Below are 20,031 nucleotides of genomic sequence, written 5' to 3' on the forward strand. Positions count from 1 at the left end.
CGCGGACCGCACACACGGGAGGGCCCGGACCGCCGTCGCGGTCCGGGCCCTCCCGTCGTGCTCCGAGGACTCAGCGGCGGTGCTGCGAGTCCGCCACCGTGACCTCGACGCGCTGGAACTCCTTGAGGTCGCTGTACCCCGTCGTCGCCATCGCCCGGCGCAGCGCGCCGAAGATGTTCATCGAGCCGTCGGGGGTGTGCGAGGGACCGGTCAGGACCTCCTCGGTGGTGCCGACCGAGCCCAGGTCCACCAGCTTGCCGCGCGGCACGTCCTCGTGGACGGCCTCCATGCCCCAGTGCCGGCCGCGGCCGGGCGCGTCCGTCGCACGGGCCAGCGGGGAGCCCATCATCACGGCGTCCGCGCCGCAGGCGATGGCCTTGGGCAGGTCGCCGGACCAGCCGACGCCGCCGTCCGCGATCACGTGCACGTACCGGCCGCCGGACTCGTCCATGTAGTCGCGGCGGGCGCCGGCCACATCGGCGACCGCGGTCGCCATCGGGACCTGGATGCCGAAGACGTTGCGCGTGGTGTGCGCGGCGCCGCCGCCGAAGCCGACGAGGACACCGGCCGCACCGGTACGCATCAGGTGCAGGGCGGCGGTGTACGTGGCGCAGCCGCCGACGATCACCGGGACGTCCAGCTCGTAGATGAACTGCTTGAGGTTGAGCGGCTCGGCGGCACCCGAGACGTGCTCGGCGGAGACCGTCGTACCGCGGATGACGAAGATGTCCACACCCGCGTCGACGACGGCCTTGGAGAACTGCGCGGTGCGCTGCGGGGAGAGCGCGGCGGCGGTGACGACACCGGAGTCGCGCACCTCCTTGATGCGCTGTCCGATCAGCTCCTCCTGGATCGGGGCGGAGTAGATCTCCTGGAGGCGGCGGGTCGCCGACTCGACGGGCATCTCGGCGATCTCGTCGAGCAGCGGCTGCGGGTCGGCGTGCCGGGTCCACAGGCCCTCGAGGTTGAGGACGCCGAGGCCGCCGAGCTCACCGATGCGGATCGCGGTCTGCGGGGAGACCACGGAGTCCATGGGAGCGGCCAGGAAGGGCAGCTCGAAACGGTAGGCGTCGATCTGCCAGGCGATCGAGACCTCCTTCGGGTCGCGGGTACGACGGCTCGGAACGACGGCGATGTCGTCGAATGCGTACGCCCGGCGGCCGCGCTTGCCGCGCCCGATCTCGATCTCAGTCACGATGGTGTGGCCTTTCCCTCTATGTCTGCGCTGTCCAGTATCCCCGACACACGGCTGAGGGGCGGTCCCGGGAACCCCCGGACCGCCCCTCGGCTGCGCTGTCGCGTTACTTCCTGCTGTAGTTCGGCGCCTCGACCGTCATCTGGATGTCGTGCGGGTGGCTCTCCTTTAGCCCCGCGGACGTGATGCGGACGAAGCGGCCCTTGGTCTCCATCTCGTCGATGGAGGCGGCGCCCACGTAGCCCATGGTCTGGCGAAGGCCGCCGACGAGCTGGTGCAGCACGTTGGCCAGCGGGCCGCGGTAGGGCACCTGACCCTCGATGCCCTCGGGCACCAGCTTGTCGTCCGAGGCCACGTCTGCCTGGAAGTAGCGGTCCTTGGAGTACGAGCGGCCCTGTCCGCGGGACTGCATCGCCCCGAGGGAACCCATGCCGCGGTACGACTTGAACTGCTTGCCGTTGATGAAGAGGAGCTCGCCGGGAGACTCCTCGCAGCCCGCGAGGAGGCTGCCCAGCATGACCGTGTCGGCACCGGCGGCGAGCGCCTTGCCGATGTCGCCGGAGTACTGCAGACCGCCGTCCCCGATGACCGGGACACCGGCCGCGCGGGCGGCGAGGGCGGCCTCGTAGATCGCGGTGACCTGCGGGACGCCGATGCCGGCGACCACGCGCGTGGTGCAGATGGAGCCGGGGCCCACGCCGACCTTGACGCCGTCGACACCGGCGTCGATCAGGGCCTGCGCGCCGTCACGCGTCGCGACGTTGCCGCCGATGACGTCGACGCCGACGCTGGACTTGATCTTCGCCATCCAGTTCAGCGCGTTGCTGTTGTGTCCGTGCGAGGTGTCGACGATGAGGAAGTCCACACCCGCCCCGGCCAGGGCCTGCGCACGCTCCAGGGCCTCGGGGCTGGCGCCGACGGCCGCGCCGACGAGGAGACGGCCCTCGGCGTCCTTGGCCGCGTTCGGGTACTGCTCGGCCTTCACGAAGTCCTTGACCGTGATGAGGCCCTTGAGCACGCCCGCGTCGTCGACCAGCGGAAGCTTCTCGATCTTGTGGCGGCGCAGCAGCTCCATGGCGTCGACGCCGGAGATGCCGACCTTGCCGGTCACGAGCGGCATCGGCGTCATGACCTCGCGCACCTGGCGGCTGCGGTCGGACTCGAACGCCATGTCGCGGTTGGTGACGATGCCGAGCAGCTTGCCCGCCGGGTCGGTCACCGGTACGCCGCTGATGCGGAACTTGGCACACAACGCGTCGGCCTCGGCCAGCGTCGCGTCCGGGTGCACGGTGATCGGGTCGGTCACCATGCCGGACTCGGAGCGCTTCACGAGGTCGACCTGGTTGACCTGGTCCTCGATGGACAGGTTGCGGTGCAGCACACCGACTCCACCCTGCCGCGCCATGGCGATGGCCATGCGGGACTCGGTGACCTTGTCCATCGCCGCGGAGAGCAGCGGAATGTTCACGCGTACGTTGCGGGAGATGCGGGACGAGATGTCGACTGCGTTGGGCAGCACTTCGGATGCGCCGGGCAGCAGCAGCACGTCGTCGTATGTCAGCCCGAGCGTCGCGAATTTCTCGGGCACTCCGTCGACGTTTGCAGTCATGACACCTTCCCCAAATGGCCTTGATCGGTGCGGATGTCCATGCTAACGGCCTTCGGGGGTGTCTCATTCCACGAGCAAGATCACCTAGAGGTTCTGTAGCTTCGTACGGAACCTTCCGTACGGGCCCGACCGGGTCCGCTCACTGTTCCGCGAGGGCCCGCAGCCTGCTCAGGGCGCGGTGCTGGGCGACCCGGACCGCGCCCGGCGACATGCCCAGCATCTGTCCGGTCTCCTCGGCGGTCAGCCCGACGGCGACCCGGAGGACGAGCAGCTCGCGCTGGTTGTCCGGGAGGTTGGCGAGGAGCTTCTTCGCCCAGGCGGCATCGCTGCTGAGCAGGGCGCGCTCCTCGGGCCCGAGCGAATCGTCCGGCCGCTCGGGCATCTCGTCGGACGGCACGGCTGTCGATCCCGGATGCCGCATGGCGGCCCGCTGGAGATCGGCGACCTTGTGGCCCGCGATGGCGAACACGAAGGCTTCGAAGGGTCTGCCGGTGTCCTTGTAGCGCGGCAGCGCCATCAGTACCGCGACACAGACCTCCTGCGCCAGGTCCTCCACGAAGTGGCGGGCATCACCGGGCAGCCGGTTCAGCCGGGACCTGCAGTAGCGCAGCGCGAGGGGGTGGACATGGGCCAGCAGATCGTGGGTGGCCTGCGCGTCGCCCTCGACGGCACGGTGCACCAGGGCACCGATTCCCGTCGTCTCGTCGTCGCGCATCGGACCATGGTGCCCCGGAGCCGCGTCATCCGTGCCGCCGCGTCCGTAGTTGTGCACCGAAGCGTTATGAGCGGGTGCGCCGGAAGTCATGTCCTGCGCCCTCCCCTTCCGCTCGACCGAATCGTTCCCGAGGAACTCCACATCTCAAGGATGCGGCATCGGCCGGGAAGCTTCACATACCGTCGTCGGGACGGGCTCCACCGGTGGAGCGGAGCCCGTCCCGCGCACGTCGGTCACGTCGCCCCGTCCGCCGGAGCGCGGACGGGGATATCGATCGACCGCCCGCCACGGCCGGAGCTCAGCGGACCAGGCCCCAGCGGAAGCCGAGCGCCACGGCGTGTGCCCGGTCGGAGGCGCCGAGCTTCTTGAACAGACGCCTGGCGTGCGTCTTCACGGTGTCCTCCGAGAGGAACAGCTCACGGCCGATCTCCGCGTTCGAACGGCCGTGACTCATTCCTTCGAGCACCTGGATCTCACGCGCGGTGAGCGTCGGCGCCGCACCCATCTCGGCCGACCGCAGCCGGCGCGGGGCGAGCCGCCACGTCGGATCGGCCAGCGCCTGGGTGACGGTGGCGCGCAACTCCGCGCGGGAGGCGTCCTTGTGCAGATAGCCGCGGGCGCCGGCGGCGACCGCGAGCGCGACACCGTCCAGGTCCTCGGCGACGGTCAGCATGATGATCCTGGCGCCGGGGTCGGCGGAGAGCAGCCGCCGAACCGTCTCCACACCCCCCAGACCGGGCATGCGTACGTCCATCAGAATCAGATCCGAACGGTCGGCGCCCCAGCGGCGGAGGACTTCCTCGCCGTTGGCCGCCGTCGTCACCCGCTCGACGCCGGGCACGGTCGCGACCGCCCGACGGAGCGCTTCTCGGGCAAGCGGGGAGTCGTCGCAGACGAGGACGGATGTCATGACCGTCCTCCGCAGCTGATGCGCGTCACCTTGAGCCTCCAGGCTGTTACATGTCGTCACCTGTGCGGTTGACACTCTCGGACACCTGCCCGATCGCTTTTTTCGTCAACCGCTTCCGCCCTCTCAACGACGGTCACTCGAAAGAGTTACGGGTCGGACAAGCGGGTTCGGCACTCTACGTGAGGGGGCGCACACGGAGGAGAACGGCGCGGATCATCCAACGGTCAACCGAAATTTCACATGAAGGTATGCCCCATTTAGCGGGTTTTCTTCCCTTTTACTGGTGTCTGTGGATAGATTCGCAATCAGTCATATTTACATCTACTTACACGGTAGATGTACGGTCGTGGGCACGGTCGATGACGGACGACAACGACGTTTCCGACTCAGCATGGTTTCGAGGGGACAAGCAATGGCAGATTTCTCCCGCCTACCCGGACCCAACGCCGATCTCTGGGACTGGCAACTGCTGGCGGCCTGCCGCGGAGTGGACAGTTCGCTGTTCTTCCACCCGGAGGGTGAGCGCGGGGCAGCACGGAGCGCCCGCGAGAACTCGGCGAAAGAGGTCTGCATGCGATGCCCGGTACGCGCCGAGTGTGCGGCACACGCCCTGGCGGTGCGAGAGCCCTACGGGGTGTGGGGCGGACTGACCGAGGACGAACGCGAGGAGCTCATGGGACGGGCCCGCGGCCGGCTGATCGCGGCGGCGGCACCCTCGGGCGTTCCGTCCCCGTCCGGGCACGGCTGACCACGCCGTACCCGTACCGCAACAAGAGAATCGTTTTGGCAATTCACCCGGCCACGGTGACGGCATGACCTCGGGGCCGGGCCACAGGCAGGCCGCTCAGCGGGCGGCCGCCAGGGACAGCCGGTCGAGGGTGGCCGCCACTGCCGGGACCTGCGCCAGGTCGGGCAGGGTCAGCGCGACGATCTCGCGCTCGATGGCCGGCTCCACCGTCACGGTGCGTGCCCCCTTGGGTCGCACCGACTCGATCGCCAGCTCGGGCAGCACGGCCACCCCGAGTCCGGCGCCGACCAGGCCGACCACCGCCGGGTAGTCGTCGGTGGCGAAGTCGATCCGGGGGGTGAAGCCCGACTCCTCGCAGACCTCCACCAGCTGACGGCGGCAGCGCGGGCAGCCCGCGATCCAGGACTCCCCGGCCAGGTCGGCGATGCTCACCGCGGCCGAGTGCGAGAGCCGGTGCCCCTCGGGGACCAGGCCGATCAGCCGGTCGGTGAGCAGCGGGCGGACGACCAGGTCGTCCCACTCGGTGCCGGAGGTGCCGTAGCGGAAGGCCAGCGCGATGTCGCAGTCGCCCTCGCGCAGCATCTCGACCGAGCGCGGCGGCTCGGCCTCCACCAGCGAGACCCGGGTGCCGGGGTGGGCCTCGCGCAGTGCGGCGAGGGCGCCGGGGACCAGGGTGGAGCTGCCGCTGGGGAACGAGACGAGCCGGACCCGGCCGGCCCGCAGCCCGGCGATGGCGGCGACCTCCTCCTCGGCGGCGGTGAGCCCGGCGAGGATGCCGGAGGCGTGGCGGACGAGGGCCTCGCCCGCCTGCGTGAGCCGCATCTCGCGTCCCGTACGGATCAGCAGCGTGGTGCCCGCGGAGGCCTCCAGGGCCTTCATCTGCTGGCTGACCGCCGGCTGGGTGCAGCCCAGTTCGCGGGCGGCGGCGGAGAACGAGCCGGTGGTGGCCACGGCGCGCAGGACACGGAGATGACGGGCTTCGATCACCCCTCAACCATAAGCGGATCTTGGGTTGGGTACGAATTATTGCCGTGCTTCTTTGGGAGCGGGTGGTTAGCGTTCTCCTATGACGTCCATGGAACCGGCAGAACCGATGCGGCTGCTGAGCGTGAATGCGGGACGGCCGGAGGCCGTCGACTACACCGACGCCCCCGCGGGCCTGACCGGCATCGACAAGCAGCCCGTCGAGGGCCCGGTACGCGTCAGCGACCCGGGGCCCAAGGGCTCCGGCGGCAGTGGTCTGGCCGGGGACGCGGTGTGCGACCTGCGCCATCACGGCGGCTCCGACCAGGCGGTGTACGCCTTCGCCCGCGAGGATCTCGACGGCTGGGAGCGGGAGCTCGGCCGCCCGCTGGCCAATGGTGCGTTCGGCGAGAACCTGACGACCGCCGGGCTCGATGTGAGCGGCGCGAGGATCGGCGAGCGCTGGCGGATCGGCCCCGATCTGGTGCTGGAGGTGACGTCGGGCCGGATTCCGTGCCGTACGTTCGCCGGTCATCTCGACGAGCGGCGCTGGGTCAGGCGGTTCACGCAGGCGGCCGCTCCGGGCGCCTACCTGCGGGTGATCGAGCCGGGTGAGATCCGGGCCGGTGACCCGGTCGAGATCGTGCACCGCCCGGACCACGACGTCACCGTGGAATTGGAGTTCCTCGCCTCCACGACTCGGCGGGAGCTGCTGCCGGAACTGCTCGCGGCCGGGGACGCGCTGCATCCCGAGACCTCGCATGCCGCTCTGAAGTACACCGGGGAGCCGGCGGCGGACAGCTGATCACGGCGTGCCGGACAGGCACTAACGTGCCGCGTATGACGACTGCACTGATTACGGGCGCGACCGCGGGGATCGGTGCCGCCTTCGCGCGGCGGCTCGCGGCCGACGGGCACAACCTGGTGCTGGTGGCGCGGGACGCCGAGCGGCTGCGCGAGCAGGCGACCGAGCTGCACGACCGGCACGGCATCGAGGCCGAGGTCCTGAGGGCCGATCTGTCCGAGGACGAGGGGATCGGCGCGGTCGAGGACCGGTTGACGGACCGTCGGCATCCGGTCGACCTGCTGGTCAACAACGCCGGGTTCGGCAACAAGGGCCAGTATCTGGAAGTACCCATGGCCGATGAGCTGAAGATGCTGAAGGTGCACTGCGAGGCGGTGCTGCGGCTGACCTCGGCGGCCGCGGCCGGGATGCGGGAGCGCGGCCGGGGCGGGGTGGTCAACGTGGCCTCGGTGGCCGCGTTCGTGCCGCGCGGGACGTACGGCGCGTCCAAGGCGTGGGTCGTGCAGTTCACCCAGGGCGCGGCGAAGGACATGGCCGGTTCGGGGGTGCGGCTGATGGCGCTGTGCCCGGGGTTCGTACGGACGGAGTTCCACCAGCGGGCCGGGATGGGGACCGGCAGCATCCCGGGCTGGATGTGGCTCGACGCGGACAAGCTGGTGGAGACGGCCCTGGCGGATCTGGCCCGCGGCAAGTCGGTCTCGGTTCCCGATCCCCGGTACAAGGCGCTGATGGGGCTCGTGAAGGTGACGCCGCGCGGCCTGCTCGGAGGGGTCACCTCCAAGACAGGCCGCAAGTACGGTCCTCAGTGAGCGGTCGGTTACCGCACCCCGCGGCCCGCGTAGGCGCCGATGTTGGGGGCGCCGGGCTTCAGCACGTTGCCGAAGTAGTCCTTGCCGCCGTTGTTCTCGATGACGGCTCCGGCGGCGAGGGCGGGCGAGCCGGCGCCGAGCCGGAAGTCGGCCCGGAGCTTCGGGTCGGCCGTGACGCCGCCGGGGTTGGGGCGGGTCATGTCGATGCCGTAGAAGGCGTTGTGGTCGAAGGAGAGCCCGGGGGTCGGGTTCTTGAAGGCGTAGCCGCCGGTGCCCTCGCTCACGAAGATGTTGTTGCGGATGGACAGTTCGTGCTGGGTGGTGGCGGGGCTGCCGGCGTCGTCCTGGACGAGATAGCCGGGGATCTGCTCCTTGTTGTGGAAGGTGTTGTTGTAGATCTCGGTCCCGAGGATCGGGCCCCAGCAGTTCTGTACGAGGCGGGCACCGTCGTTGCTGCTGACGTTGTAGCGGGCGACCGTGCCGATGGTCTTGGCGCCACTGTACGGGCAGATCAGCAGGAAGCCGCCCTTGTTGTCGTGGCTGTAGTTGTACTGGAAGACGGTGTTCTGGGAGGCGCCGTCGGCGTCGAAGGACATCCCGTCGTGGGTGTTGCCGCCGCCCGAGACCTCGTTGTACTCGATGGTCGTGTCGTCGGTGTTGAAGGTCCAGATGCCCGCGTTGGCGGAGGGCGAGCGGAGCTGGAAGCCGTCGACCCGGTTGTGGTCGACGCGGGCGCCGCTGGTGGTGTCGAACTTCATGCCGTCGCCGGCCAGGGACTTCAGCGTGTTGTGGTGGATACGGACCCCGGTGCTGGGCGTCCACTCCCCCGGGTACACGTTCGGGTCCTGCTGCTGGCCGACCAGATCGCGCTTGGAGAAGGTCGACTTGAAGTAGATGCCCTCGCGGTCGACGTCCTCGATGCGGTTGTGCCCGATGTCCAGGCCGTCGTACCGGCTGGCCCTGGTCCTGCCCTCGACCGCGATGTGGATCGCGCTGGAGCCGGAGACCGTCTTGTAGTCGCCGCCGCGCACATCGTGGATGTAGAGGCCGGAGATGTCGAAGCCGCGGGCGACGCCGTAGTCGGTGAGGCGGAGCCGGACGCCGTTGCGCTCGCTGCCGGGGTTGTCGGCGTTGGTGATCTCCAGCGCCTTGAGGTGCACGTACTGGGTGTTGGCGAGCAGGACGACGTCGTGGGCGCCCGCGCCGTCGAGCCTGGCGCGGGCCGGGTCGTTGCCGTAGTCGGCGATGGTGAACGGGGCACGGGCGGAGCCGGTGCCGGTGGGGGCGAGGGTGCCGGTGCAGGTGGCGCCGCGCTTGAAGAGGAGGCGGTCACCGGGGCCGTAGGTGTGCGCGTTGGCCTCGGCGAGCGAGGTCCAGGGGTGCTGCTTGCTGCCGGTGGCGCCGGCCGGGTCCGCGGCGCAGTCGACGTGGAAGGTACGGCCGGTGGGCGCGGCCTGTGCGGCGGTCTGGCTCGCGACGGTCAGGCCGCCTGCGGCGGTCAGGGCCGCGAGCGCCGCAGCGGTGACGCGATGTCTCACAATTCCTCCGTACGAACAGTCGAGGTCGGGACGGACAGTCGGGGTGGGGGCGGGACGAGTCCGCATCGCCGGAATCCTGGACTCGGGTTGATCGAACGTCAATGGATAGCGTTTGAATGATCGAAACTCCCATCGTTCGATCACGTTGGTCTAGGGTCGGACCACGGCCCCGGCACCGGCCGGACCGGGGCCGGGCCACACACTGCGAGGGGACTGCTGCCGTGCGCGAAAGTGCTGCTGAACGTCATGACCGCCTGCTCGGGCTGGTACGGGAACGGGGTTCGGCCCGGGTCTCGGATCTGGCCTCGCAGCTGGGCGTCTCGCCCGTCACGGCCCGCCGGGACGTGGAGGAGCTGGCCGGCCGCGGCCTCCTCGACCGGGTCCACGGATCGGTGTCCTGGCCGCAGGAGAGCGCCCCCGGCGCCGCCGCCGGGCCCGGCTCCACGAGCAGCGGCCTGGTCCTCGGCATGCTCGCGCCCTCGTCGACCTACTACTTCGCCGAGGTCATCCGCGGCGCCCACGAGGCCGCCGCGAAGGCCGGCGCCAGGCTCATCCTGCGGATCTCCGACTACCGGCCGCAGGAGGACCAGTCCCGCACCGAGGGGCTGCTCTCCGCGGGCGCCGAGGGGCTGCTGGTCGCGCCCGGCTGGCAGGACCCGGGCGACCCCGCCGCGTTCGGCGACTGGATCGCCTCGCTGCCCGTGCCGACCGTACTGCTGGAGCGCCGGCCCACCGCCGGCTCCCCGCTGGACGGCCTGGACCGGGTCTGCTCGGACCATGCCCACGGCGTGCTGCTGGCGGTCCGCCACCTGGTGGACCTCGGGCACGGGGCGCCGCTGCTGATGGCCCGCGCGGACTCCCCGACCGCCGTCGCGGTGCGGTCCGGGTACGCGGAGGCCCTGGCCGTGCTCGGGCTGCGCGCACCGCAGGACGTGATCGATTCCGTACCGGCCGAACTCGCCCCGGACGCCTTCGAGCAGGCCGTGCAGGCGCTGCGCGAGGCGGTCCTGTCGGGGGTGGCGACGGCGGCGCTGATCCACAACGACGTGGACGCGATCCAGGTGGTGCAGCGCCTGGCCGAACTGGGCGTGCGGGTGCCGGAGGACCTGGCCCTGATCGCCTACGACGACGAGGTGGCGGCACTCGCGGACACACCGCTGACCGCGGTGGCGCCTCCCAAGCGCGAGGTGGGCCGGCACGCGACGGAACTGCTGGTGGAGCGGCTGGGCCGGAGCGGGGGCGCACCCCGGCGGCATCTGACGCTGCTGCCGCAGCTGAGGGTCAGGGACTCGTGCGGGGCGCGCCTGCCGTAGGCGCGCGAGCAGCCCCGGGAGCGGGCGTTCCGGCGGCCCTCCCGCCCGGTTCTCGCGCTGTTCCCAGCCGGTTCTCGTCCGGTTCTCGCCCGGTTCTCGTCCAGTTCTCGTCCGGTTCCGCAGCGTACTCCGCCTGCTTCCGTACGTAACCTATCTGATCTTTTTTCGATCAATCGATCTTTCGCTCTTGACTTCGGTCACAACTGGTCCAAGGATCACGGCCAACGCCAATGTCGCCGCCAGTTCAGGAGCCTCGCTGTGAGCCGCAGTACGAGCAGAACGTCCCTCGCCGTAGTCGGCACCGCCACCGCCCTCGCCCTTCTCACGGCCTGTGGCGGCAGCGGCGACGACGATGCAGCCGCCGGAAGCGACGGCAAGCCCGTCAGCATCACCTTCTGGGGCTGGGCCAAGGGGTCCAAGGAGGTCGTTGACGCGTTCAACGCCTCGCACAAGAACATCAAGGTGGTCTACGAGGAGATCCCGTCCGGCAACGCGGGCGGATACGCCAAGATCTCCAACGCGGTGAAGGCGGGCAACGCCCCCGACCTGGTCTCCATCGAGTACCCGCAGCTTCCGGAGTACGTCAGTCAGGGCGCGCTCCAGGACATCGGCCAGTACTTCACCGAGGACATCCGGAAGAAGCTGCTGCCGCAGGCGGTCGAGCTGACGACGCTCGGCGGCAAGAACTGGGCCGTTCCGTTCGACGCCTCGCCGCAGTCCTTCTACTACCGCAAGGACCTGTTCGAGAAGTACGGCGTCGAGGTCCCCAAGACCTGGGACGAGTTCCGCAAGGCCGCCGAGAAGATCAAGAAGGCCGACAAGAAGGCCCGGATCGGTACTTTCTTCCCCGATGACCCGACCACCTTCCAGGCGATGGCCTGGCAGGCCGGCGCCCAGTGGTACAAGCCCGAGGGCGACACCTGGAAGGTCAGCACCGCCGACGCGGCCACCAACAAGGTCGCCGACTACTGGCAGGGCCTGCTCGACGACGACCTGATCCGCTCCAACGCCTCGTTCAGCCCCGAGTGGACCAACTCCCTCAAGAACGGCGGCACCGTCGGCTACCTCGGCGCCGCCTGGGGCGCGGGCGTCCTCAAGGGCACGCTGCCCGAGCAGAGCGGCAAGTGGGCCGTCGCCCCGATGCCCAGCTGGGACGGCAAGCCGGCCAGCGGCATGCTCGGCGGCTCCACCTTCGCGGTGACCAAGACCAGCAAGAAGGCGAAGGCCGCTGTCGAGTTCGCCACCTGGATGTCGACCACCGAGGAAGGCATCAAGGCCCGCATCGAGTCCGGCACTTCGAGCGCCTTCCCGGCCGCGTCGGCCCTGCGCCCGGTGGCCAAGAAGTCCTTCGACGCCGGCTTCTACGGCGGCGAGGACATCTACCAGGTGTTCGAGGGCGCCGCGACGTCGATCGGCCAGAACTGGAACTGGGGCCCGACGACCGGCACGACGAACACCACCATGAAGGACCAGTTCGGCAAGGTCGCGAGCGGCGGCACCACCATCAAGGACGCCGTGAAGGCCGGGCACGACGCCACGGTCGCCGAGCTGAAGAAGCGCGGTCTGAAGGTCGAGGACGCAGGCTGATGAAGCGCGCCCGGACGACCAGAGCCGCCGCCATCCTGCTGGGGCCCTTCTTCGTACTGTTCACCGTGGCCATGGTGCTGCCGATCGGTTACGCGGTCTGGCTCAGCCTGTTCACCGAGAAGCAGTCCGGCCTGGGCTTCGGCGGCACCGAGACCGTCTTCAGCGGACTCGACAACTACACGGCGGCCCTGGGCGACCGGGCGTTCCGCGAGGGCTTCGGCGTACTCCTCGGATACTGCCTGTTCTACATTCCGCTGCTGCTCGTCGGAGCCCTCGCCCTCGCCCTGCTGCTGGACTCCGCGCTGGCCCGCGCCCGCCGGTTCTTCCAGCTCGCGCTCTTCCTGCCGCACGCCGTGCCCGGCATCATCGCCGCGCTGATCTGGGTGTACCTCTACACCCCGCAGCTCAGCCCGGTGGTCAGCGCCATGGAGTCCGGCGGAATCGGCTTCGACTTCTTCTCCCCCGAAGGCGCCCTTCCCTCCGTCGTCAACATCGCGCTGTGGGAGTGGCTCGGCTACAACATGGTGATCTTCTATGCCGCGTTGCAGGCCATCGACCGCTCCGTACTCGAAGCGGCCACGGTCGACGGGGCCGGTGCCTGGCGCACCGCGCTCAGCATCAAGGTGCCGCTGATCCGCTCCTCCCTCGTGATGGTCGCGCTGTTCACGGTCATCGGCTCGCTCCAGCTGTTCACCGAGCCACTGATCCTCAACAAGGGGACCGGCTCGGCCGTCTCCTCCACCTGGACGCCGAACATGTACGCGTACACCGCGGCCTTCGAGCGCAACGACTACGGTCTCGCCGCGGCCGCCTCCATCCTGCTGGCGCTCACGGCCGCGCTGCTGTCCTTCGTCGTCACCCGCTTCACCGGCCGGAAGGGCAAGAAAGCATGAACTCCCCCGCCTCCCGCGGCCGCTGGATGTCGAAGACCGCCGTCAACGGCTTCCTCGTGCTCGCCGTCGTCTACATGCTCTTCCCCCTCGTCTGGCTGGTCACCGCCGCAACGAAGGACACCGGCGGTCTGCTCGCCGGCAACGCCTTCTCCTTCGAGGGCTTCAACCTCGGCCAGAACCTGTCCGACCTGGCCTCCTACGGCGACGGCATCTACTTCCGCTGGTACCTCAACAGCCTCATGTACGCGGGCGGCGGGGCGATCGTCTGCTCGCTGATCTGCGTCGCCGCGGGATACGCCTTCGACAAGTACGAATTCCGGGGCAAGGAAAAGCTCTTCGGCCTCGTGCTGATGGGTGTGCTCGTGCCCACCACGGCGCTCGCCCTGCCGATGTATCTCCTGGCCTCCAAGACCGGCCTGGTCAACACCTACTGGTCCGTGCTGATCCCGGTGCTGGTCAATCCGTTCGGCGTGTATCTCGCGCGGGTGTTCAGCACCGGCTACATACCGAACGAGGCCCTGGAGGCCGCCCGTATCGACGGGGCCGGCGAGCTGCGCGTCTTCTGGTCCATCGGGCTGCGCATGGTCATGCCGGGCTTCGTGACGGTCTTCCTCTTCCAGTTCACCGCGATCTGGAACAACTTCTTCCTCCCCCTCGTGATGCTCTCGGACCGCAAGCTCTTCCCGCTGAGCCTCGGTCTGTACTCCTGGAACACCAACACCCACGGCGAGCCGAGCTTCTATCCGCTCGTCGTCACCGGCTCGCTCCTCGCCGTCATCCCCCTGATCGTCGCCTTCGTCTCGCTGCAGCGGCACTGGAAGGCCGGACTGACCGCCGGCAGCGTCAAGTGACTCTCACCGCGAGCCCTGAGGAGTACGAGTTCCACCATGCCCCACGCCACTGACAACCGGCCGACGGCCCTGCTCGCGATGGGCCCCGGCATCTCCGACCGCCTCCTCGCCGACCGCCACCGCACCCGGCTGGCCGAGCTCACCCGTACCGACCCGTACCTCGTCGGCCACGACCTGGCCGACCCGACGCCCGAGGTGGCCGCAGCCCTCGCCGAGGCCGAGGTGCTGTTCACCTGCTGGGGTGCGACACCGCTCACCGCCGGGGTACTGGCGGCCGCGCCCCGGCTGCGGGCCGTGGTGCACGCCGCGGGCTCCGTGAAGCACCACATCACCGACGCCTGCTGGAAACGCGGCATCACCGTCACATCGGCGGCCGGGGCCAACGCCCTGCCGGTCGCCGAGTTCACCCTCGCCACGATCCTGTTCGCCGGCAAGCGGGTGCTGCACACCGCGCACCGCTACCGCGATCTGCGCGCCGACCACGACTGGCTCGCGGAGCTCGACGGGTCCGGCAACTACCGACGTACGGTCGGCATCGTCGGCGCCTCCCGCATCGGCCGGCGCGTGATCGAGTTGCTGCGCCCCTTCGACCTGGACGTGCTGCTGTACGACCCGTACGTGGACGGCCCGGAGGCGGCGCGGCTCGGGGTGCGCCTCACCTCGCTCGACGAGCTGTGCGCGAGCAGCTCCGTCGTCTCTGTGCACGCGCCCCAGCTCCCGGAGACGCACCATCTGATCGGTGGGGCGCAGCTGTCCGCCATGGCGACCGGGACGACTCTGATCAACACGGCGCGGGGTTCGCTGATCGACGAGGAGGCGCTGGTGGCCGAGCTGACGACCGGCCGACTGCAAGCGGTGCTGGATGTGACGGACCCCGAACTCCCGCCCGCGCACTCGCCGTTGTACACCCTGCCCAATGTGCTGCTCACCCCGCATGTCGCGGGTTCGCTGGGCGACGAGCTGCACCGGATGGCCGACCAGGCGCTGGACGAACTGGAGCGCTTCGCGGCCGGTCTGCCCTTCGCGGACCCCGTGCACTCCGGGAGCCTGAGCCACTCCGCCTGAGCCTTCGGACCACTTCGGGCCCGCTCGGCCCGAGCCGTCGGGAAGCCCGTGTCTCACTAAACTGGAAGCATCCCATCCGGAACGTGAGACCGGGAGATGCCATGAGATTCGTACAAGTTATCGACTGCAAGACGGAGCGGTTCGAGGACCTGAACCGTCTCATGGACCGCTGGGCCGAGCAGACCCGGGGCACCCGGACCGCCACGCACAGCCTCGTCGGCAAGGACCGCTCCGACGGGTCCCACTACGTGGAGATCGTCGAATTCCCGTCGTACGAGGACGCGATGGCGAATTCCGGGCTGCCCGAGACCGAGCGGATCTTCCAGGAGATGGTGGCGCTCTGCGACGGCATGCCCACCTTCACCGACCTCGACGTGGTCCGCGACGAGCAGCTGAACCAGGCGCAGGCCTGCCGCTTCTTCCACGAGATCGCCGTCGGCGGCCATCTCGACGCCATCGACGAGGTGTTCGCGGCCGACTACACCGACCATCACATCGCGAGGACGGAGCGGACCGTGGTCGGTTCCGGTCGGCTGCGCGCCCATGTCGCCCGCTGGCGTGCCGCCTTCGACTTCACCTTCGATCTGGACCGGCAGATCTGCGGGGGTGACGACGTCGTGACGCTGTGGACCTGGACCGGCACCCACAAGGGCGAGTTCCTGGGCATCGCCCCCACGGGCAGGCAGTGCGTCACGACCGGCACCACGATCTTCCGGTTCGAGGACGGCAGGATCAAGGAAGGCTGGTGGCACGAGGACCTCATGGGCCTGATGCGCGAGCTCGGCGCCCTCGGCGGGAGCGCGGCACCCGCCTGAACGCCCGAAGGCCCCCTGTCCCTCCGCCGAGCGGTGGGACAGGGGGCCTTCTGTGGCTGTGCGCCCTGAGCGGCAGTGCGTCAGTGCGAGTGGCCGTGACCGCCGTGGGCGGCCTCGGCCTCCTCCTCGGCCGGCTTCTCGACGACCAGGGTCTCGGTCGTGAGCAGCAGCGACGCGATGGACGCGGCGTTCTCCAGCGCGGAGCGGGTGACCTTGACCGGGTCGATGACGCCGGCCTTCACCAGGTCGCCGTACTCACCGGTCGCGGCGTTGAAGCCCTGGCCCTTGTCGAGCTCGGAGACCTTCGAGGTGATGACGTAGCCCTCGAGGCCGGCGTTCTCGGCGATCCAGCGCAGCGGCTCGACGGCGGCGCGGCGCACGACCGCGACACCGGTGGCCTCGTCGCCGGTCTTGCCGAGGTTGCCTTCCAGGACCTTGACGGCGTGGACGATGGCGGAGCCACCACCGGAGACGATGCCCTCCTCGACCGCGGCGCGGGTCGCGGAGATGGCGTCCTCCAGACGGTGCTTCTTCTCCTTGAGCTCCACCTCGGTGGCGGCACCGACACGGATCACGCACACGCCGCCGGCCAGCTTCGCGAGGCGCTCCTGGAGCTTCTCGCGGTCCCAGTCGGAGTCGGTGGCTTCGATCTCGGCCTTGATCTGGTTGACCCGGCCCTTGACGTCGCCGGGCTCGCCGCCGCCGTCCACGATCGTCGTGTCGTCCTTGGAGACGGTGACGCGGCGGGCGGTGCCCAGCACGTCCAGACCGGCCTGGTCGAGCTTGAGGCCGACCTCCTCGGCGATGACGGTCGCACCGGTGAGGGTGGCGATGTCGCCGAGCATGGCCTTGCGGCGGTCACCGAAGCCCGGGGCCTTCACCGCGACGGCGTTGAAGGTGCCACGGATCTTGTTGACGACGAGGGTCGACAGCGCCTCGCCCTCGACGTCCTCGGCGATGATCAGCAGCGGCTTGGAGCCACCGGCCTGGATGACCTTCTCCAGCAGCGGGAGGAGCTCCTGGATCGAGCCGATCTTGCCCTGGTGGATCAGGATGTACGGGTCGTCGAGGACGGCCTCCATACGCTCCTGGTCGGTCACCATGTACGGGGACAGGTAGCCCTTGTCGAAGGCCATGCCCTCGGTGAAGTCGAGGTCCAGACCGAAGGTGTTGGACTCCTCGACGGTGATGACACCGTCCTTGCCGACCTTGTCCATCGCGTCCGCGATGAGCTCGCCGACCTGCGGGTCCTGCGCGGAGAGCGCGGCCACGGCGGCGATGTCGGTCTTGTCGTCGATCGGCCGGGCGGTCGCGAGGAGCTCCTCGGACACGGCCTTGACCGCGGCGTCGATGCCCTTCTTCAGGGCGGCCGGGGAGGCACCGGCGGCGACGTTGCGCAGACCCTCGCGGACGAGCGCCTGGGCGAGCACGGTGGCGGTGGTCGTACCGTCACCCGCGACGTCGTTGGTCTTGGTCGCCACCTCCTTCACCAGCTGGGCACCGAGGTTCTCGTACGGGTCGTCGAGCTCGACCTCGCGCGCGATGGTGACACCGTCGTTGGTGATGGTGGGAGCGCCGAACTTCTTGTCGATGACGACGTTGCGGCCCTTGGGGCCGATCGTCACCTTGACCGTGTCGGCAAGCTTGTTGACGCCGCGCTCAAGGGCGCGACGGGCGTCCTCGTCGAACTTCAGGATCTTCGCCATGGGAGCTGAGCTTTCCTCTCGAACGAACTGCGCCCCCGACCACCCGGCTGGTTATTCGCGGGGGCCAGGGGCGCAGAACAGAAGCAAACGTGGGTGAATTACTTCTCGATGATCGCGAGCACGTCGCGAGCCGAGAGAACGAGGTACTCCTCGCCGTTGTACTTCACCTCGGTGCCGCCGTACTTGCTGTACAGCACGACGTCGCCGGTCTTGACGTCGAGCGGAAGGCGCTCGCCGTTCTCGAAGCGGCCCGGGCCCACGGCCAGGACGACGCCCTCCTGGGGCTTCTCCTTGGCGGTGTCCGGAATGACCAGGCCGGAGGCCGTGGTCTGCTCGGCGTCGAGCGGCTGGACCACAATGCGGTCCTCGAGCGGCTTGATCGCAACCTTGGAGCTGGCGGTCGACACGATCCGGTCTCCCCCTTCGGAGATCTCACGGGGTAACAGTCTTGGGGTGGCGACCAGGTCGATCCGTCGTCGCGGGTGCCGGACCTGCCAGTCGCGCAGTACTGCTGGCACTCTCCAGTGGTGAGTGCCAGCACCGAGACTATGACCGCGATTAGCACTCGGTCAAGCGGAGTGCCAATTCAAGCGATCGTGGCGTCGCCGGTGCGCAGCTCCGGCGGCCCGGAAGACGACGACCGGGGCACGGTCCGGACAACGGTCCGGACAACGGTCCGGACAACATGGGGACAACGTACGGACGGACCGGACCGTTCCGTACGACCGTGTGGACATGACCCGTCCCTCCCCCTGCCCGCGGCCGGACCAGCAGTCCGGGCGGCGGCCGCATGCATCGCGTGCCGTGAACGGCTGCCTCGATGTGGTGCTCGGACTGCTGCTGGTCCTCCTGGAGGGGCTGATCTGTGCGGTCGCCACCGTCCAACTGGCCTTTTCGCGCACGGACCTCGGCGGCACGGAGACGGCGGGCCCGCCGCCGATGGACTGGGCACCCGTCCTCGTCCTCGGCGGGATCGCCGCGGTGATCTGCCTGTTCGGCGTCGTGCTGATCCGCGGCAACTGGCCCCGGGCGGGCGTGATCCAGCTGCTGGCGGCGCTGGTGCTGTGCGTGGTGACGGTGCAGGTCGGGCACGAGGACTACCGCCGTTCGCACCCGGCGCCCGCGCCCACTCCCTCGTACGATCCCGGCCGGGCCGGCCACCAGTGCCTCAGCGGCGGCGACGACCGCGAGTGCCGGGACTCCGGCGGCTGACGGCAGGAGATCACGACCGTCGACCCCGACTCGCCGTGATCACCGCGGGCCGGCGGGCCCGCGGCGGGCGTGGGCGACGGGTGGTGCACCCGCTGCGCGGCCTTGCGGCCCAGCCGCTCGATCGGGTCCACCGACTGTGCGCAGCCGGTGGCGGTCAGGAGGGCACCGGCCACCAGCAGTCCGGCCAGCAGCCGGTGCGCGCCTCTCATACGTAGTCCTCCAGTCGGGCCACGGCATAGCCCCGGTCCGTGACGGTCTTCATGACCGCCCGGACCAGGTCGGCCATGCTGCCGTCCCATTCCGCGCGGCCCCGGAAGTGCGTGAGGATGATGTCGCCGGGGTGCAGGTCCTCGTCCTCCTCGCGCCACTCCATGTGGTCCGGGAACGCCTCGGCGTTCCAGAGCGGCACGGCCTCGATCCCGCAGGACTTCGCGATGCGGAGCGTGTCCCCGTTGTAGTTGCCGAACGGCGGGCGGAAGAGTCTGGGCCGCTGCCCGAACTGCTTCTCGATGATCTCCTGCTCGTCGCAGATCTCGCGCTTCTGCTCGGCGTACGAGAGGCCGGGCAGATAGGGATGGTTGAGCGTGTGGTTGTTGAGGGTGACACCCAGCCGCTGCGCCTCGCCGAAGTACCCGTAGTTGTCGCTCACCTCGTAGTCGCTGAGGAACGCGCTGTACGGGATGTCCAGCTCGTCCATCATCTGCAACAGCTCGGGGTCCTTCTCGGAACCGTCGTCCATCGTCAGGAAGACGACGCGGTCCTTGGTCGGGACGGTGGTGAAGACCGGCGGCAGCGAGTCGTCGCCGCCCTCCACCTCGAAGCCCTCACGGGTGATGATGCGCGGCTTCACGGCGGGCGGCCGCGGTGCGATCAGCGGCGTCTTCTCCAGCCCCCACTTCTTGGCGAGCGCCGCCCGCACGGCCGGGCTGAACTTCGCGTTCTCATGGACGCCGGGGCCGCCCGGGTGCCCGGCGGCGGGGTCCGCGGCGGGTTCTCCGCCCGGGTGCCCGGCGGCCGGCCGGTCCCGGTGCTCGGTGTCGCTCGGCTGCCCGCCGGACCCGGAGGCGCAGCCGGAGCCGACCGCGGCGACCAGGAGCGCGGCCAGGACGGCGCAGGCGGGCCGGTGCCCGCCGGGGCCCCGCCCCCGTCCGGAATCGGGCGCGAACGATCTGCGCCGCTTCATAGTCATTTCTTCCTTTTGTCGTACAAGCTGCATGGCGCCGCATCCTGCCAGCACGCGATCGACCTCCCGGCCCGACACCGCCGCCGGGCCCGCCGGTCTACCCGGCTGGCTCAC

19 protein-coding genes are annotated in these 20,031 nt (G+C 69.7%); 10 read left to right on the forward strand and 9 right to left on the reverse strand.

Annotated features, from left to right (window positions below):
* Positions 1–70: 70 nt before the first annotated feature.
* The 4 genes from BT364_RS20545 to BT364_RS20560 form a co-directional block, all read right to left on the reverse strand.
* Positions 71–1,195, reverse strand: a complete 1,125-nt coding sequence (locus BT364_RS20545; RefSeq protein ID WP_072486665.1) for a GuaB3 family IMP dehydrogenase-related protein — start codon at positions 1,193–1,195, stop codon at positions 71–73.
* A 106-nt stretch (positions 1,196–1,301) separates the two neighbouring features.
* Complete coding sequence (guaB, locus tag BT364_RS20550) at positions 1,302–2,804, reverse strand: IMP dehydrogenase (protein ID WP_072486666.1); 1,503 nt, start codon at positions 2,802–2,804, stop codon at positions 1,302–1,304.
* Between the two features lie 139 nt (positions 2,805–2,943).
* Positions 2,944–3,519 carry a sigma-70 family RNA polymerase sigma factor gene (locus tag BT364_RS20555; protein WP_072486721.1) on the reverse strand — a complete coding sequence of 192 codons (576 nt, stop codon included), beginning with the start codon at positions 3,517–3,519 and terminating at the stop codon, positions 2,944–2,946.
* 298 nt (positions 3,520–3,817) lie between these two features.
* Positions 3,818–4,429, reverse strand: coding sequence for a response regulator transcription factor (locus BT364_RS20560; protein WP_003948568.1), 612 nt, complete (start codon positions 4,427–4,429; stop codon positions 3,818–3,820).
* A 412-nt stretch (positions 4,430–4,841) separates the two neighbouring features.
* Here BT364_RS20560 and BT364_RS20565 point away from each other — a divergent pair, with 412 nt between their 5' ends.
* Positions 4,842–5,177 carry a WhiB family transcriptional regulator gene (locus BT364_RS20565; protein WP_072486667.1) on the forward strand — a complete coding sequence of 112 codons (336 nt, stop codon included), beginning with the start codon at positions 4,842–4,844 and terminating at the stop codon, positions 5,175–5,177.
* Positions 5,178–5,273: 96 nt separating this feature from the next.
* On the opposite strand, the gene BT364_RS20570 is transcribed toward BT364_RS20565, so the two are convergent.
* A complete protein-coding gene (locus BT364_RS20570) occupies positions 5,274–6,164 on the reverse strand; it encodes a LysR family transcriptional regulator (RefSeq protein ID WP_072486668.1) in 891 nt (296 codons plus the stop codon).
* 106 nt (positions 6,165–6,270) lie between these two features.
* Here BT364_RS20570 and BT364_RS20575 point away from each other — a divergent pair, with 106 nt between their 5' ends.
* Both BT364_RS20575 and BT364_RS20580 read left to right on the forward strand, forming a co-directional pair.
* A complete protein-coding gene (locus BT364_RS20575; RefSeq protein WP_072486669.1) occupies positions 6,271–6,945 on the forward strand; it encodes an MOSC domain-containing protein in 675 nt (224 codons plus the stop codon).
* A 35-nt stretch (positions 6,946–6,980) separates the two neighbouring features.
* A complete protein-coding gene (locus tag BT364_RS20580; RefSeq protein WP_072486670.1) occupies positions 6,981–7,754 on the forward strand; it encodes an SDR family NAD(P)-dependent oxidoreductase in 774 nt (257 codons plus the stop codon).
* A gap of 8 nt (positions 7,755–7,762) precedes the next feature.
* On the opposite strand, the gene BT364_RS20585 is transcribed toward BT364_RS20580, so the two are convergent.
* Positions 7,763–9,292, reverse strand: a complete 1,530-nt coding sequence (locus BT364_RS20585) for a right-handed parallel beta-helix repeat-containing protein (protein ID WP_107408269.1) — start codon at positions 9,290–9,292, stop codon at positions 7,763–7,765.
* A gap of 221 nt (positions 9,293–9,513) precedes the next feature.
* Here BT364_RS20585 and BT364_RS20590 point away from each other — a divergent pair, with 221 nt between their 5' ends.
* From BT364_RS20590 to BT364_RS20615, 6 genes are all read left to right on the forward strand, one after another.
* Positions 9,514–10,605, forward strand: a complete 1,092-nt coding sequence (locus BT364_RS20590; RefSeq protein ID WP_072486671.1) for a substrate-binding domain-containing protein — start codon at positions 9,514–9,516, stop codon at positions 10,603–10,605.
* Between the two features lie 258 nt (positions 10,606–10,863).
* A complete protein-coding gene (locus tag BT364_RS20595; RefSeq protein WP_072486672.1) occupies positions 10,864–12,192 on the forward strand; it encodes an ABC transporter substrate-binding protein in 1,329 nt (442 codons plus the stop codon).
* Complete coding sequence (locus tag BT364_RS20600; RefSeq protein ID WP_072486673.1) at positions 12,192–13,085, forward strand: carbohydrate ABC transporter permease; 894 nt, start codon at positions 12,192–12,194, stop codon at positions 13,083–13,085. Before BT364_RS20595 ends, BT364_RS20600 begins: the two co-directional genes overlap by 1 nt.
* Positions 13,082–13,936, forward strand: a complete 855-nt coding sequence (locus BT364_RS20605; RefSeq protein ID WP_072486674.1) for a carbohydrate ABC transporter permease — start codon at positions 13,082–13,084, stop codon at positions 13,934–13,936. The genes BT364_RS20600 and BT364_RS20605 overlap by 4 nt, the downstream gene beginning before the upstream one ends.
* A 36-nt stretch (positions 13,937–13,972) precedes the next feature.
* On the forward strand, positions 13,973–15,001 hold the full coding sequence (locus BT364_RS20610) for a hydroxyacid dehydrogenase (RefSeq protein WP_072486675.1): 1,029 nt from the start codon (positions 13,973–13,975) through the stop codon (positions 14,999–15,001).
* Positions 15,002–15,102: 101 nt separating this feature from the next.
* Entirely contained in the window at positions 15,103–15,816 is a 714-nt protein-coding gene (locus tag BT364_RS20615) for an ester cyclase (RefSeq protein WP_072486676.1), read from the forward strand.
* Positions 15,817–15,896: 80 nt separating this feature from the next.
* Here BT364_RS20615 and groL read toward each other — a convergent pair whose 3' ends face one another.
* Complete coding sequence (gene groL, locus BT364_RS20620; protein ID WP_072486677.1) at positions 15,897–17,522, reverse strand: chaperonin GroEL; 1,626 nt, start codon at positions 17,520–17,522, stop codon at positions 15,897–15,899.
* A gap of 98 nt (positions 17,523–17,620) precedes the next feature.
* Positions 17,621–17,929, reverse strand: coding sequence for a co-chaperone GroES (groES, locus tag BT364_RS20625; RefSeq protein ID WP_018101172.1), 309 nt, complete (start codon positions 17,927–17,929; stop codon positions 17,621–17,623).
* A gap of 328 nt (positions 17,930–18,257) precedes the next feature.
* On the opposite strand from groES, the gene BT364_RS41010 reads away from it, so the two are divergent.
* Entirely contained in the window at positions 18,258–18,734 is a 477-nt protein-coding gene (locus tag BT364_RS41010) for a DUF6234 family protein (protein ID WP_143166522.1), read from the forward strand.
* A 205-nt stretch (positions 18,735–18,939) separates the two neighbouring features.
* Here the strand turns inward: BT364_RS41010 and BT364_RS20635 are convergent, their stop codons facing one another.
* Positions 18,940–19,917 (reverse strand): polysaccharide deacetylase family protein, encoded by a 978-nt coding sequence (locus tag BT364_RS20635; RefSeq protein WP_256260093.1) that lies wholly within the window; start codon positions 19,915–19,917, stop codon positions 18,940–18,942.
* Positions 19,918–20,031 lie beyond the last annotated feature (114 nt).

Source organism: Streptomyces atratus (genome assembly GCF_900119365.1).
Classification (GTDB): Bacteria; Actinomycetota; Actinomycetes; order Streptomycetales; family Streptomycetaceae; genus Streptomyces; species Streptomyces atratus_B.